Genomic DNA, 14,187 nt, shown 5'->3' with positions numbered 1-14,187 from the left:
TGCGCGGTTACGTGGCGTCCACGTAGCGGGCAACTTCAATCAGGTTCCCATCCGGATCACGGAAGTACACCGACTCGATCGGCCCAAGCGCTCCCGTACGCGGCACCGGCCCTTCTTCAACCGGCACCTGCTCTGCCTGCAGGTGGCCCAGCATCGCCTGTATTCCCATCGAGGTGATCAGGCAGAGATCGGCACTGCCGCGGGTAGGCTGCAGGGCGTGGGGCTGCAGCGGCGCGCTGGCCGGGTGCAGGTTGATCTTCTGCTGGCCGAACTGCAGGGCGACGCGACCGGCACCGAAGCGCACGACCTGCATGCCCAGCACGCGCTGGTAGAAGTTGTAGCTGCGTTCGATGTCGGCAACGGTAAGAACCAGATGGTCCAAGCGGTCGATGATGATCATGCACGCAGCTTAGCGCTGCGTGCGTGGCGCAGATGTGCGGTTTCGGGCCGCAGGCCGTGCCTGGAACCGCCGAACCCGGACTGGCTCGAACATGTTGAAGCGGTCAGTCGCCGACGCGGGCCTTCTGCCAGGGAGCCAGCATGGCGTTGAGCAGACTGGCCTGCTCGTCGTCACCGGTCAGCTCCCACATGAAGACACCAGCCAGGCCCTGCTCGCGCGCGAACTGCGCCCGCAGGCCGATGGAGCGCGGGTCTTCATAGCTGATGAAGATCTTCTCGGTCGGGTTGTACAGCCACGGGCTCTGCGCCTGCGGTTGCCAGTGCTTGCTCCAGCCCGGCTGGTCGAGATAGCGCGCCTTGATCACCCGCCAGTCACCGGCATCGGCCGGAGCGCTGTAGGCCTGGTACAGGCCATCCGCCGACTCGCCGGTCACCTTGAAACCGCGCCCATAGAACGGCACGCCCAGCACCAGTTTGTCCGCCGGCACCCCGTGCTCGCGGTAGTACTGCACGGCACCGGCGACGTTGTTCCAGCGCCGCAGTTCTGGCGCCAGCGGGTCGGCCGGCACTTCATGCAGGGGCGCATTGAAGGTCGACACCGCCGAGAAGCCGGTGCCCATGTCGTAGCTCATCAGGTTGATGAAATCGAACACCTTGGCCAACGCCGGCAGATCGTAGCTGGCGGCGGGATCGTAGGGCCCATCGGTCTGCAGGCGACCCGCGGCCAGCGCCGCGGTCAGCAGCATCGGCTGCCCCGCCTTTCTGCCACGTGCATCCAGCGCCACGCGGAAGGCCTGCGCAAGCCTGGTCAGGTTGGCGCGGTCCTGCGGCCGGTGCGCCAGCTCCTTCGGGCCACCGCTGACCGGGAACTCCCAGTCGATGTCCACGCCATCGAAACTGCCGGCATGGCGCTCGAAGAACAACGCCATGCACGAGTCGACCAAGCGCCTGCGGCTGGCCTCGGTCAGTGCTGCGTCGGAGAATCCGCCCGCGCCCCAGCCACCGATCGAAATCAACGTGCGCAGATGCGGATGACGGCGCTTGAGCTCGGCCAACGCGGCGAAGTTGGCCGGCGCCTCGGCTCCGATCGCACAGCGCCCGTCCTCGATGGTGGAAAACGCATAGAACAGATGGGTGAGTCGTTCGGCCGGGATGCTCGATACCGGATAACGCTCGGCAGAACCACCGGGATAGTACGCACCGAAAATCGGCGGTTGCGCCGGCGCTGCCTGCGCTGCACTGGGCAGGGCGCTGGCGATCAGCACTGCAAGTACGGCCATGGTCTGGCGGAACATGGAAACTCCCGGGTCGAAGGCGCAGCCACGTTAGCAAACAGATCGCTCCAGGGTGCGGATGTCCGTGCAAGTCGTCCGCTGGACAATAGCCGGGCAAGGGAAGCTGACACCGACGTGGCTGCGCTATGTCGAAAGCACTTCGCTGCAGGACAACACACGACCTGCCTGAGCTAAGGTGGCGCTGGAATTTCACTGGCACACGGACATGACCACAGACCACGAGGCAGACGGCACACTGCTCGACGACGAGACCCTGGAGAAGCTGCAGGCACTGGAGGCAAGTGCCTACGCGGCCTTTGACGAAGGCGAGCTGGCTGATGCAGCGGCCCTGTTCGGCCAGCTTGTCGAATGGACGCCCGACATCCCGCACCTGCACTACATGCGCGGGCTGGCACACAAGTACCTGCGTGACTGGCCTGCGTCGCTGCAGGACAACCTGCGCTCCGAGCAATTGCGCGATGGCCTCGATGAGGCCACCACATGGAATGCCGGCATTGCCGCCACCGGCGCCGGTGATTGGGCCGAGGCGCGCCGGCAATGGACCCGTTGCGGCATCACACTGCCCGAAGGCGAAGGCCCGATCGACGGCAATTTCGGCGTTGCCTGTGTCCGCCTGAATCCGTGGTCCGGCGGCGAGACCGTGTACATGCGCCGGTTGGATCCGGTACGCGCACGGCTGGAGAACGTACCGCTGCCTGAGAGCGGATTCCGCTTCGGTGACATCGTCCTGCACGACGGTGCATCCACCGGGCGTCGCGCGTACGGCGAGCGCGAAGTACCCGTGTTCAATGCCATGCAGCGCCTGCGGCAGTCGGACATGGCGACCTACGCGGTGTTCGTGCAATGCGATTCGCAGGACGACATCGCCGCGCTGCGGGCGCTCACATTGCCCGGCATCGGCCTGGTCGAGGATTGGACCCGTTCGGTACGCCACCTGTGCCTGCGCTGCAGCTATGGTGCACCTCACCAGCACGATAACGACAGCCCCGATGATGACCAGGGCTGGGCGCGCGAACGCAATCTCGGTATTGCCGCGCAGGGTCGCGCCGCGGTGGAGAGGCTGATGGCGGCATGGACGTCAGCCGGCAGCGGGCGCGTGCTGGAGGCGATTGAACAGCGCGAGCATCCACTTCAGGACCCGGAGCCCGGTCAGGTGTGGTGGCTGGGGCACGAAGAAGAACAGCCCGTGTAGCGCCGAGCCTTGCAGCGCAAGGCTTTCAGAATTCTTCAGGGGAATTTCCAGCACTTCAGCCGGTGCTCTGGCCCAATCGGGCTCCTTTCGATGGAGCCCGATCATGCGTTCACTCCTGGCCATTTCCGGCCTGCTGGCGTCTCTTCTCAGCCTGCCCTGCACTGCCGCCCCACCCGACCCTGCGCGCCTGCAGGCACTGCAACACGCCATTGCCAGCGATGAACTGAAGCAGATCCGCAGCGTGCTGCTGCAGGTGGACGGCAAGGTCGTCTACGAGGGCTACTTCAACGGCGCCGATGCGCAGACCCTGCACGACGTGCGTTCGGCCAGCAAGAGCGTGACCGCCCTGCTGGTGGGGGCCGCCATCGGCGAGGGCAAGCTGCCGGGCGTGCACGCGCGCGTCTATGACTACTTCCCCGCTTACACAGCCCGCCATCCGGTGGACCCGCGCCTGCGTCAAACCACGGTGGAAGATCTGCTGACCATGAGTTCCCTGTGGGAGTGCGATGACGAGAATGCGTTCTCGGCAGGCAACGAAGAGCGCATGTACGTGACCGAACGCTGGCTCGATTTCACCCTGGGGTTGCCGGTCAAAGGATTCGCACCATGGATACCGCGTCCGGCGGACAGCCCGCACGGGCGTGCCTTCGCCTACTGCACCGCCAATTCCTTCGTGCTCGGCGCGGTGCTGGAACAGGCGACCGGTCAGCCGCTGGCAGACTACGCCGCACGCGTGCTGGAGCGACCGCTGGGAATCACCGCAAGCCACTGGAACCGTTCACCCGAGGGCATCGGCATGGGCGGCGGCGGCACCCGCTACCGCAGCCGCGATCTGGCCAGGCTGGGCCAACTGGTACTGGATGGCGGCCGCTGGCAGGGCCGACAACTTCTGCCGCCCGACTACATTGCCGCCATGATCCAACCGCAGACACAGGCCGGTGATGGCAGTGACTACGGCTATCAATGGTGGGGATTGAAGCTGGTGGTCGACGGCAAACCACAGACGGTGTGGGCAATGTCCGGCAATGGCGGCAACTACGTCTTCCTGCTGCCGCAGCATCGCGCCGTGGCCGTGATCGCCAGCCAGGCCTACAACCGCAGCCTGGCCCACCCACAGTCGCGACGGATTCTCACCGAGTTCCTGTTGCCGGCGCTGCGCTGAGGCCCGAGAGGTCGGCGGGACGCCAGTCAGCAGCCAGTACCCGGCTGCGTTGGCGTGCGATGTCGGCATCGATGCGCGCCAGCAGAGCCGCCCATCCCGAAGTGCTGTGCAAGGGCGCGAACAGCGGCGTGGCGCGCAGCCACGCCGCATCGCGGAAGCCATCATTGACCGCCTGCTGCAGCGCGGTGACGGCAGCCTCCGGGTCGCTTTGCGCCTGCAACAGCAGGGCCCGCTCAAGTGCCGCATCGGACCAACCGTCGCCGCGCTGCGCCTGCAACACCGTCAGGCGGTTGCCGATCCATTCCGGTGACGGGCCCGGCTCTGCGTACAGCATGGCCAGGGCCTGTCCCAACGACTGCTGCGGACGCAGTTGGCGACCCTGCTCGAAGGCAGCGGCGGCGGCGGCGCGATCCCCGGCCTGCAGCGCCAGTTCGCCCTGCAGTCGCAGCAGTTGTGGATGCGGGGTGCCGCGCGACAGTGCTTCGGACAGCGCCTGCCTGGCGGGCCCGGATGCACCGGCTGCAAACAGGCTGCGCGGCCAGGCGATGTTGGCAAAGACGTTGTCGGGGTACAGCTGGAAGTTCCGCGCGTGACGTTGTGCCGCCGCCTGGGTGAAGCCCAGCAGCTCCAGTTCACGTGCCACCTGCACGTCGCGGAAACGCAGGCGCTCGGGCGCCTTCAATGCGAGGTTGTCGCGCAGCGCAAGAACGAGATGGCCCTGCTCCTGGTGCAGATAGGCCAGCGATGCGCGCGTGCGCTCATCAGCGGGATCCAGCTGGATGGCGCGCTGGTAATCGGCAATGGCCTCACCCATTCGCCCCAGGCAGTCGTAGGCATAGCCGCGCAATGCGTGTGCCGCACCGTCATCGAAAGCGCGACGGAGTTCAGCGTCCGCCAGGGCAAGGGCTTCGTCCATCTGCGCAGCCGAGCCATTGAACAGGCACCCCTGCGCGGACAAGGCGCGTGACAGCCCGCGTCGTGCGCTGCTGGATTCGGGATCCACCTGCAGCGCCTGACGGTACAGAGCAATGGCGCGCTCGTTGTTACCGGCCTGGCCGATGCTGGCATAGTACTCCGCGCGCTGCAGCAGCGCCTGCGCGGCCGGCGGCGCTGTCGTAGTGGGCCACAGTAGAACAGTGGCCAGTACGGCAACGGCGGCGGCACCGCCAGCCAGCCAAGGCCACTTGCGGCGCGCAGTTGGCGGCGAGGTCGGCTCCAGCACGACCGGCGCAGCGCACAGCTGGTAGCCACGTCCACGTACCGAGCGGATATAGCGCGGGCGGCGGCTGTCATCCCCCAGTGCCTGCCGCAGCAGCTTCACCCGCTGGCTGATCGCATCTTCGCCGACGACCGCTGGTGCCCAGACCTGTTCGGCCAGGGTGTCGAAATCGACGATGTCGGTACCGCGCTCCAGCAGCACTCCGAACAGGCGCCAGCTCAGGCCATGGACCGGCAATGCGACGCCTGCGCGGGTGACCCGCTGTGCAGGGCAATCGATTTCAAGGTCGAGCAGACGCAGGCTGTCCATGCGCGAAGCATAGCGGTCGGCGCGGCCGACGCGACAGCAGGCAAAGAAAAAGCGGGCCGAAGCCCGCTTTTTCATTTCGGCGTGTCAACCAAGGTTGACACCTACCGGAATCGAGGCGTGTCAACCAAGGCTGACACCTACCGGAATCGACCGGAGGTCGATTACTCGGCGGTGGCGCCTTCGCCTTCCTCGACGGCCTTCATCGACAGGCGGATACGGCCCTGCTTGTCGACTTCCAGCACCTTGACCTTGACCACATCGCCTTCCTTCAGCACGTCGCCGACCTTCTCGACGCGGTCGCTGGAGATCTGCGACACGTGCACCAGGCCGTCCTTGCCCGGCAGGATGGTGACGAACGCACCGAAGTCCATGATCTTGGCGACCTTGCCTTCGTAGATGCGGCCCGGCTCGACGTCCGAGGTGATCTGCTCGATGCGGGCCTTGGCAGCCTGCGCAGCGATGGCATTGACCGACGCGATGACGATGGTGCCGTCATCCTGGATGTCGATCTGGGTGCCGGTTTCCTTGGTGATGGCCTGGATGGTCGAACCACCCTTGCCGATCACTTCGCGGATCTTGTCCGGGTGGATCTTGATGGTCAGCAGACGCGGCGCGTAGTCCGACAGCTCTTCGCGCGGAGCGGTCAGGCCATGGGCCATTTCGCCCAGGATGTGCAGACGGCCAGCCTTGGCCTGCTGCAGAGCCTGCTTCATGATCTCTTCGGTGATGCCTTCGATCTTGATGTCCATCTGCAGGGCGGAAATGCCCTCAGCGGTACCGGCAACCTTGAAGTCCATGTCGCCCAGGTGATCTTCGTCACCCAGGATGTCGGACAGGACGACGAAGCGATCGCCTTCCTTGACCAGACCCATGGCGATACCGGCAACCGGTGCCTTCACCGGCACGCCGGCGTCCATCAGGGCCAGCGACGAGCCGCAGACCGAGGCCATCGACGAGGAACCGTTCGACTCGGTGATCTCCGAGACGACGCGGATGGTGTACGGGAAGGATTCCAGCGACGGCATCACTGCCAGCACGCCGCGCTTGGCCAGACGGCCGTGGCCGATCTCGCGACGCTTCGGGCCCATCATGCGGCCGGTCTCACCCACCGAGTAGGGGGGGAAGTTGTAATGGAACAGGAAGTTCTCTTTGTACTCACCGGAGACGGCATCGATGACCTGGCCATCACGGGCGGTGCCCAGGGTGATGGTCACGATGGCCTGCGTTTCGCCGCGGGTGAACAGCGAGGAACCATGGGTACGCGGCAGGATGCCGGTCTTCACGGCGATCGGGCGGACGGTGTCCAGCGCACGGCCGTCGATGCGGACCTTGGTGTCCAGCACCGAGTTGCGCATGGTGCTGTATTCCAGCTCACCGAATTCCTTCGACAGCTCGGCCGGGTTCCAGCCGTCGGCGGCAACGCGGCCAGCCAGCGACTCGGTCACGTCCTTCTTGATCGCCGAGATGGCGTCACGGCGCTGCAGCTTGTCGCGCACCTGGAAGGCTTCGCCCAGACGCGGGCCGATGGCTTCCTGCAGGGCGCTGATCAGCGCGGTGTTCTTGGCCGGGGCTTCCCAGGTCGACGGCTTGGTGCCGGCTTCGACGGTCAGCTCGTTGATGGCGTTGATGACCTTCTGCATTTCGCGGTGACCGAAGGTCACAGCGCCCAGCATCACGTCTTCGGACAGCAGCGCCGCTTCGGATTCCACCATCAGCACGGCGTTGGCGGTACCGGCAACGACCAGCTCCAGCTCCGAATCCTTCAGCTCGGTCACGGTCGGGTTGAGGATGTACTCACCGTTCTTGTAACCCACCTTGGCGGCGGCGATCGGACCCTTGAACGGGGTACCGGCCAGCGACAGCGCAGCCGAGGCACCGATCAGCGCCGGGATGTCACCGTCGATGTCCGGGTTCAGCGACATCACCGTGGCGATGATCTGGACTTCGTTCTTGTAGTCTTCCGGGAACAGCGGGCGGATCGGACGATCGATCAGACGCGAGATCAGGGTTTCCTTCTCGGTCGCGCGGCCTTCGCGCTTGAAGAAGCCACCCGGGATACGGCCACCGGCGTAGAACTTCTCCTGGTAGTCACAGGTCAGGGGGAAGAAGTCCTGGCCCTCACGCGCGCTCTTGGCGGCAACGGCGGAGACCAGCAGCACGGTATCGTCGAACTTGACGATGACGGCGCCACCGGCCTGGCGGGCGATTTCGCCGGTCTCAAGCGTGACGGTGTGCTTGCCGTACTGGAAGGTTTTGGTGATTTTTGCCACGGGGGTGTCCTTGGGGATGCTGTCTGCGAATGGACCGGGGGCGACCCTTGCCGCCAACGGATGACCGGTCGTTCCGGTCTGAAAAAGGTATTGCGGTGCTACAAAACAAAACCGCGGCGCATCGCTGCGCCGCGGGGGATTCGTTGCTTAGCGACGCAGGCCAAGCTTCTCGATCAGGGCCTTGTAACGCTCGACGTCCTTCTTCTTCAGGTAGTCGAGCAGGCTGCGGCGGCGGTTGACCATCTGCAGCAGACCACGGCGGCTGTGGTGATCCTTCTTGTGGGTCTTGAAGTGGCCGGTCAGCAGTTCGATGCGGGCGGTCAGCAGTGCAACCTGGACTTCCGGGGAGCCGGTGTCAGCCGAGCTGCGCTTGTTGTCTTCAATGACCTTCTGGGTGTCGATCGACATGTCTTTTTTTCTCTGTGATGCGTGGCCGGCAGGAACGCGCTTTCGCGCACCGCCTGGCTCGCCGTGAACCAACAAATGGATGAAACCCGCCTTCGGCAGGCTGCCGTAAAACGGCCGCGGAATTGTAACGGCCAGGGGGCTTTGGAACAAGGTCCGGGGCTGAACCGGGCTTCCCCGTTCAGAGGTTGAAGCGGCGCTGCGGGGCCAGCAGACCGCTATCGTCGACCTGGCCCAGGCCCTGCGCCGCCGATCCGGGACCGAACACGGCCACCAGGCCGCGCGGCCAGGAAGGGTCGCGCTGGCGCTGGCCCACGCAGAAACGCTGGACCTGCTCGGCGTCCAGGTCGACCCGGGGGTACTCGGACAGACCCGCCGCCAACGGCAGCAGCAGCGCGTCCAGGGCGGCCTCGTCCTGTGCGGCCACCAAGGCCCTCAACTGATCCAGGGTGACCATCGCCGGTTCGCGGAACGGCTCCACCCACAACCGGCGCAGGGCACTGATGTGTGCGCCGCAGCCCAGCGTTTCACCCAGGTCACGGGCCAGACTGCGGATATAGGTGCCCGAGCCGCAGGTGACCCGCAGCCGCAGCCGCTCGGGCTGCTGCTCCAGTATCTCGATGGCGTGGACCTTGACCTGGCGCTCGGGCGCTTCGATGGCGTCGCCACGGCGGGCCTTCACATAGAGCGGCTCCCCACCCTGCTTGAGTGCGGAATAGATCGGCGCACGCTGCAGGATGTCGCCCAGCAACGGCGCGATCGCCGCCTGCAGGGTCTCGGGGCTGATCGCGGGCACCGGCCGCTCGAGCAGCACCTGGCCCTCGGCGTCATCGGTATCGGTGGTCTGGCCCAGCACGATCTCGGCGTCGTAGGCCTTGGCCGAGCCCAGCAGCAGGCCGGCGATCTTGGTGGCCTCACCGAAGCACAACGGCAACAGGCCGGTGGCCAGCGGGTCAAGGCTGCCGGTGTGGCCGCCCTTTTCCGCACGGAACAGGCGACGGGCGACCTGCAGCGCGGCGTTGGAGCTCATGCCGGTCGGCTTGTCGAGCAGCAGGATGCCATCCAGGCGGCGGAACTGAATTCGGGTCATGACAGGTACGGGTAGCGCCGGGCCATGCCCGGCGAGCGCGCAGCGCGGTCTGCATCAGACATCGCGCAGCCGGAATGCAGCAACGCCGGGCATGCCCGGCGTCGCGCGGTTATTCTTCGTCGCCTTCGCGACGCTTTTCGGCAGCCACGGTATCGGGCAGGTCGCGCAGCAGGTTGTCGATGCGCTCGCCACGATCGACCGAGTCGTCGTAGTGGAAATGCAGCTCCGGCACATGCCGCAGCTTCATTGCGCGCGCCAGCTCCATGCGCAGGCCCCAGGCCAGTTCCTTCAGGCCCTTCACTGCTTCCACCGAACGTTCCGGCATCAGCGCGGTGACGAACACCTTGGCGTGGGCCATGTCGCGGGTGATTTCCACGTCGGACACGCTCACCGAGGGCAACCCGTGCTCGCGCACGGCGTTGTGCACCAGGGTGCCGAGTTCACGGCGCAGCTGGGCGGATACACGGTCGGTTCGGTGGAAAGTCTTGGGCACGCGGCAGGCTCTTGATTCGATTGTGGCCCGACCGAGGTCAGGCACTACAGTTTACGGGATGAAACGAGACCGGCCCGTGAGGGCCGGTCCGTTGCAGCATTACAGGGTGCGCGGCACTTCGATACGCTCGAAGCACTCGATCTGGTCACCCGGCTTGACGTCGTTGTAGGCCTTCACCGCGATACCACACTCGGTACCGTTGCGGACTTCCTCGACGTTTTCCTTGAAGCGGCGCAGCGATTCCAGTTCGCCTTCGAAGATCACCACGCTGTCGCGCAGGACGCGGATCGGCTTGTTGCGCTTGACCACACCCTCGATGACCATGCTGCCGGCGACGGCACCCAGCTTGGAGCTGCGGAAGACGTCGCGGACCTCGGCGATACCGATGATCTCTTCGCGGATCTCCACGCCCAGCAGACCGGAGGCCACCTGCTTCACCTGATCGATCACGTCATAGATGATCGAGAAGTAACGCAGGTCCACGCCGTTGGATTCGATGATGCGACGGGCCGAAGCATCCGCACGCACGTTGAAGCCGATGACGGTCGCCTTCGAAGCGGCCGCCGAATTGGCGTCCGACTCGGTGATGCCGCCCACGCCGGAGTGGATCACGTTGATGCGGATGTCGTCGTTGGACAGCGCCACCAGAGCCTGGCTCAACGCCTGCACCGAACCCTGCACGTCGGCCTTGATGACCAGGTTGAGGACCTGCTGGCCCTCGCCCTTGCCGAGGGTCGCCATGATGTCTTCCATGCGGCTGCCAGCGGTAGCGACCAGGCGCGATTCGCGGCGCTTGGTCTCACGCTGCTGGGCAACGTCCTTGGCCAGACGCTCGTCGTCGACGACGACGAAGTCGTCACCGGCTTCCGGCACGCCGGACAGGCCCAGGACCTGCACCGGGATGGACGGGCCCGCGAACTCCGGCTGCTTGCCGGTTTCGTCGAACAGCGCACGCACGCGGCCGTACTGGATGCCGCACACCAGGTAATCGCCCTTCTTCAGGCGGCCCTGCTGCACCAGCACCGTCGCGATCGGGCCACGGCCCTTGTCCAGCGACGACTCGATGACCACGCCGTTGGCACGACCGTCGTCGACCGCCTTCAGTTCCAGCAGCTCAGCCTGGACCGAAACAGCTTCCAGCAGATCGTCGATGCCCAGGCCGGTCTTGGCCGAGATCTCCACCATCTGGGTGTCGCCACCGAAATCTTCGGCCACGACCTGCTCGGAGAGCAGCTCGTTCTTGACCCGCATCGGGTCGGCGCCGGACTTGTCGATCTTGTTGATCGCCACGATCAGCGGCACACCCGCCGAACGGGCGTGCTGGATCGCTTCCTTGGTCTGCGGCATGACGCCGTCATCGGCCGCCACGACCAGCACCACGATATCGGTCAGCTTGGCACCGCGGGCACGCATCGAGGTGAACGCAGCGTGGCCCGGGGTATCCAGGAAGCTGATGACGCCCTTCGGCGTTTCAACGTGGTACGCACCGATGTGCTGGGTGATGCCGCCGGCTTCGCCGGTGGCGACCTTGGTGCGACGGATGTAATCCAGCAGCGAGGTCTTGCCGTGGTCGACGTGGCCCATGATGGTGACCACCGGCGGACGCTGCACGGCCTCGCCCTGGTTCTCACCGGCCGACGCCAACAGCGCGTCTTCGGCGTCGTTGTCGCTGGCGCGGATCGCCTTGTGGCCCAGCTCTTCGGTGACCAGTGCCGCGGTGTCGTGGTCGATGGACTGGGTGATGGTGGCCATCACGCCCATCTTGAACAGCGCCTTCACCACCTCGCCGCCCTTCAGCGCGAGCTTCTGCGCCAGGTCGGCCACGGTGATGGTGTCGCCGATCGCCACTTCACGCACGACCGGTGCGGTCGGACGCTCGAAGGCGTGCGGGCCGGAGTTGCCACCGCCGCGCGACATGTCGCGACGGCCGGACGTCGGGCGGCTGCCCGGGCGACCACGGTTGTTGCTGTTGTTGCTGTTGCCACGGCGCGCACGATCGGCGGCGGACAGGTGCATCTGACCGGCAAAGCGGTCACCCGGACCACGCTCGTTGCGCGGCGCGTTGCGGTTGTTGCGGTCGTCGCTGCGCGGCGGCGCTGCACTACGCGGAGCAGCCGGGGCTGCGGCCGGAGCGCGCGGCGGGCGCGGCGCGGTTTCGTCGATCGGAGCACGCACCTTGGGCTTGCTGGCAGCCAGGGCCTCGGCAGCCTTGGCGGCAACCGCAGCTTCCTCGGCCGCCTTCTTCTCGGCCTCGGCACGCTCCTTGGCAGCGACCTCTTCCTCGCGCTTGCGGACGATTTCCTCGTCACGCAGGCGGTCCTTCTCGGCCAGGGCCTGCTGCTCGGCGAGGTTGCGTGCGCGCGACTCTTCCAGCTTGCGCAGGATGTCGGCACGCTCTTCGTCCGGGGTCATCGCACGACCACCATCGGCCTTGACGTAGGTGCGCTTCTGGCGCACTTCCACGTTCACGGTTGTCTTGCTGCGACCGGAATTGACCGTCACTTCCTGCTGCTTGCGACGGTTGAGGGTGATCTTCTTGGCAGACTGATCAGTCTCTTCCGGGGCCTGCTCGGGCTTGCCATGCGAGCGACGAAGGAAGCCCAGGAGCTTCACTTTCTCGGAGCTGGTCACGACCTGGTCGGGACCGCTGAACTTCATGCCGGCACCAGCCAGCTGTTCCAGCAGTTTTTCGACCGGTGTATTGACCAGTTCAGCAAGCTTGCGGATGGTGGTTTGCTGCGACATTCGGATCCTATGATCTTGTGGGCGCCCCCCCGCATCTGGAGGTGGCGCGGATTCTACGCCCTGATCGGCTCAGGGCCCTGTTCATTGCCGGCTCATTCGCCGCGTTCCAGTCGGGCGATTTCCTCGGCACGCGCGGCCAGGATCAGCGCCGCGGCGCGCTCCTGGTCCAGCCCTTCGATGCCGAAGTCCATGACCTCGTCGGCGGCCAGGTCGGACAAGTCCTCGCTGGTACGCACGCCGTGGCCGGCCAACGCATATGCGGTGGCTTCGTCCATGCCCTTCAGGGACAGCAGGTCCTGCGCCGGCTGGCCGTCCTCCAGGCCTTCCTCGACTGCCAGGGCCTCATTGAGCAGCGCATCGCGGGCACGTGCGCGCAGCTCTTCGACGATGTCTTCGTCGAAACCTTCCACGGCCAGCAGTTCGCCGACCGGTACATATGCAATTTCCTCGACCGTGCCGAAGCCTTCGCTGACCAGGATGCCGGCGATTTCCTCGTCCACTTCCAGCTTGTCCATGAACAGCTGGCGGGCAGAGGCCTGTTCGGCTTCCGACTTGGCGGTCACCTGGTCCTGGGTCATCACGTTCAGCTGCCAACCGGTCAGGCGGCTGGCCAGGCGCACGTTCTGGCCGCCCTTGCCGATCGCCTGCGCCAGGCGGTCTTCAGCAACGGCCAGGTCCATCGAATGCTTGTCTTCATCGACGATGATCGACTGCACTTCGGCCGGTGCCATCGCGTTGATGACGAAGTTGGCCGGGTTCTCGTTCCACAGGACGATGTCCACGCGCTCGCCATTGAGCTCGTTGGACACGGCCTGCACGCGCGAACCGCGCATGCCGATGCAGGCGCCGATCGGATCGGTGCGGGCATCGTGGGCGAGCACGGCGATCTTGGCGCGGTCGCCCGGGTCGCGGGCACAGGCCTTGATTTCCACCAGGCCCTGGCCGACTTCCGGCACTTCCAGCTTGAACAGCTCGATCATGAATTCCGGCGCGGCGCGGCTGATGAACAGCTGCGGGCCACGCGGCTCCGAACGCACTTCGGCCAGGTACCCGCGGACGCGGTCGCCGGCACGCAGGACGTCACGCGGAATGCCCTTGTCCTTCGGAATGAAGCCTTCGGCGTTGCCGCCAAGGTCGACATAGATGTTGCCGCGCTCGGCGCGCTTGACCACACCGGTGATCAGCTCGCCCACACGGTCGGCCCATGCATCGACCACCTGCTGGCGCTCGGCTTCGCGCACGCGCTGCACGATCACCTGCTTGGCGGCCTGGGCGGCGATGCGACCGAAGTCCGGGTTCTCGATCTGCTCTTCGATGTAATCGCCGACGTCCACGCCTTCGGCTTCGTCGATCGCGTCCATCAGGCGGATCTGGCGATCCGGCGATTCCATCACCACGTCATCGGCCACCACTTCCCAGCGGCGGTAGGTTTCGTAGTTGCCATCCTTGTGGTCGATGACCACGCGGGTCAGCACTTCCTCGTCGGGATAGCGCTTCTTCGCTGCCGAGGCCAGGGCGGCCTCGATGGCATCGAAGATCACTTCACGCGGCACGCCCTTCTCGTTGGCGACCGCGTCCACTACCAGCAACAGTTCCTTGCTCATTGGC

General features: G+C 65.8%; 11 protein-coding genes. 2 read left to right on the top strand and 9 right to left on the bottom strand.

What is annotated here, in order from left to right; translation table 11 throughout:
* Window positions 1-7: 7 nt before the first annotated feature.
* Both CR919_RS04705 and CR919_RS04700 read right to left on the bottom strand, forming a co-directional pair.
* Window positions 8-400, bottom strand: a complete 393-nt coding sequence (locus CR919_RS04705) for a VOC family protein (RefSeq protein WP_099819069.1) — start codon at window positions 398-400, stop codon at window positions 8-10.
* A 103-nt stretch (window positions 401-503) separates the two neighbouring features.
* Window positions 504-1,694 carry a glycoside hydrolase family 18 protein gene (locus CR919_RS04700; protein WP_099819068.1) on the bottom strand — a complete coding sequence of 397 codons (1,191 nt, stop codon included), beginning with the start codon at window positions 1,692-1,694 and terminating at the stop codon, window positions 504-506.
* A 205-nt stretch (window positions 1,695-1,899) separates the two neighbouring features.
* Between CR919_RS04700 and CR919_RS04695 the strand changes: the two genes are divergently transcribed.
* Together CR919_RS04695 and CR919_RS04690 are read left to right on the top strand one after the other, a co-directional pair.
* Entirely contained in the window at window positions 1,900-2,886 is a 987-nt protein-coding gene (locus tag CR919_RS04695) for a hypothetical protein (protein ID WP_099819067.1), read from the top strand.
* Between the two features lie 103 nt (window positions 2,887-2,989).
* Window positions 2,990-4,048 (top strand): serine hydrolase, encoded by a 1,059-nt coding sequence (locus CR919_RS04690; RefSeq protein WP_099819066.1) that lies wholly within the window; start codon window positions 2,990-2,992, stop codon window positions 4,046-4,048.
* Here CR919_RS04690 and CR919_RS04685 read toward each other — a convergent pair.
* The 7 genes from CR919_RS04685 to nusA form a co-directional block, all read right to left on the bottom strand.
* Window positions 4,017-5,576, bottom strand: coding sequence for a winged helix-turn-helix transcriptional regulator (locus CR919_RS04685; RefSeq protein ID WP_099819120.1), 1,560 nt, complete (start codon window positions 5,574-5,576; stop codon window positions 4,017-4,019). The two genes, CR919_RS04690 and CR919_RS04685, sit on opposite strands and share 32 nt — an antisense overlap.
* A 161-nt stretch (window positions 5,577-5,737) precedes the next feature.
* Window positions 5,738-7,846, bottom strand: coding sequence for a polyribonucleotide nucleotidyltransferase (gene pnp, locus CR919_RS04680; RefSeq protein ID WP_099819065.1), 2,109 nt, complete (start codon window positions 7,844-7,846; stop codon window positions 5,738-5,740).
* A gap of 147 nt (window positions 7,847-7,993) precedes the next feature.
* The gene (rpsO, locus tag CR919_RS04675; protein WP_005410445.1) at window positions 7,994-8,254 is read right to left on the bottom strand and encodes a 30S ribosomal protein S15; all 261 of its coding nucleotides are present in this window, start codon (window positions 8,252-8,254) and stop codon (window positions 7,994-7,996) included.
* Window positions 8,255-8,432: 178 nt separating this feature from the next.
* Complete coding sequence (truB, locus tag CR919_RS04670; protein WP_099819064.1) at window positions 8,433-9,341, bottom strand: tRNA pseudouridine(55) synthase TruB; 909 nt, start codon at window positions 9,339-9,341, stop codon at window positions 8,433-8,435.
* Window positions 9,342-9,450: 109 nt separating this feature from the next.
* On the bottom strand, window positions 9,451-9,834 hold the full coding sequence (gene rbfA / locus CR919_RS04665; RefSeq protein WP_025876229.1) for a 30S ribosome-binding factor RbfA: 384 nt from the start codon (window positions 9,832-9,834) through the stop codon (window positions 9,451-9,453).
* A 99-nt stretch (window positions 9,835-9,933) separates the two neighbouring features.
* Window positions 9,934-12,579: a translation initiation factor IF-2 gene (gene infB / locus CR919_RS04660; RefSeq protein ID WP_099819063.1), complete on the bottom strand. Its 2,646-nt coding sequence runs from the start codon at window positions 12,577-12,579 to the stop codon at window positions 9,934-9,936.
* Window positions 12,580-12,671: 92 nt separating this feature from the next.
* Window positions 12,672-14,183 carry a transcription termination factor NusA gene (gene nusA, locus CR919_RS04655; RefSeq protein WP_099819062.1) on the bottom strand — a complete coding sequence of 504 codons (1,512 nt, stop codon included), beginning with the start codon at window positions 14,181-14,183 and terminating at the stop codon, window positions 12,672-12,674.
* Between the last annotated feature and the right edge of the window lie 4 nt (window positions 14,184-14,187).

The sequence above is a fragment of the Stenotrophomonas sp. LMG 10879 genome (genome assembly GCF_002750935.1).
Taxonomy (GTDB): domain Bacteria; phylum Pseudomonadota; class Gammaproteobacteria; order Xanthomonadales; family Xanthomonadaceae; genus Stenotrophomonas; species Stenotrophomonas lactitubi_B.
The sequence above is the reverse complement of the archived record's forward strand: the minus strand, read 5'-3'. Positions and strand labels throughout refer to the sequence as shown.

Excerpts from the sequence above, each read along its gene's own strand:
- CR919_RS04705 (WP_099819069.1), bottom strand. The coding sequence starts at position 400 with ATGATCATCATCGACCGCTTGGACCATCTGGTTCTTACCGTTGCCGAC.
- CR919_RS04700 (WP_099819068.1), bottom strand. The coding sequence starts at position 1,694 with ATGTTCCGCCAGACCATGGCCGTACTTGCAGTGCTGATCGCCAGCGCC.
- CR919_RS04695 (WP_099819067.1), top strand. The coding sequence starts at position 1,900 with ATGACCACAGACCACGAGGCAGACGGCACACTGCTCGACGACGAGACC.
- CR919_RS04690 (WP_099819066.1), top strand. The coding sequence starts at position 2,990 with ATGCGTTCACTCCTGGCCATTTCCGGCCTGCTGGCGTCTCTTCTCAGC.
- CR919_RS04685 (WP_099819120.1), bottom strand. The coding sequence starts at position 5,576 with ATGGACAGCCTGCGTCTGCTCGACCTTGAAATCGATTGCCCTGCACAG.
- rpsO (WP_005410445.1), bottom strand. The coding sequence starts at position 8,254 with ATGTCGATCGACACCCAGAAGGTCATTGAAGACAACAAGCGCAGCTCG.
- truB (WP_099819064.1), bottom strand. The coding sequence starts at position 9,341 with ATGACCCGAATTCAGTTCCGCCGCCTGGATGGCATCCTGCTGCTCGAC.
- infB (WP_099819063.1), bottom strand. The coding sequence starts at position 12,579 with ATGTCGCAGCAAACCACCATCCGCAAGCTTGCTGAACTGGTCAATACA.
- nusA (WP_099819062.1), bottom strand. The coding sequence starts at position 14,183 with ATGAGCAAGGAACTGTTGCTGGTAGTGGACGCGGTCGCCAACGAGAAG.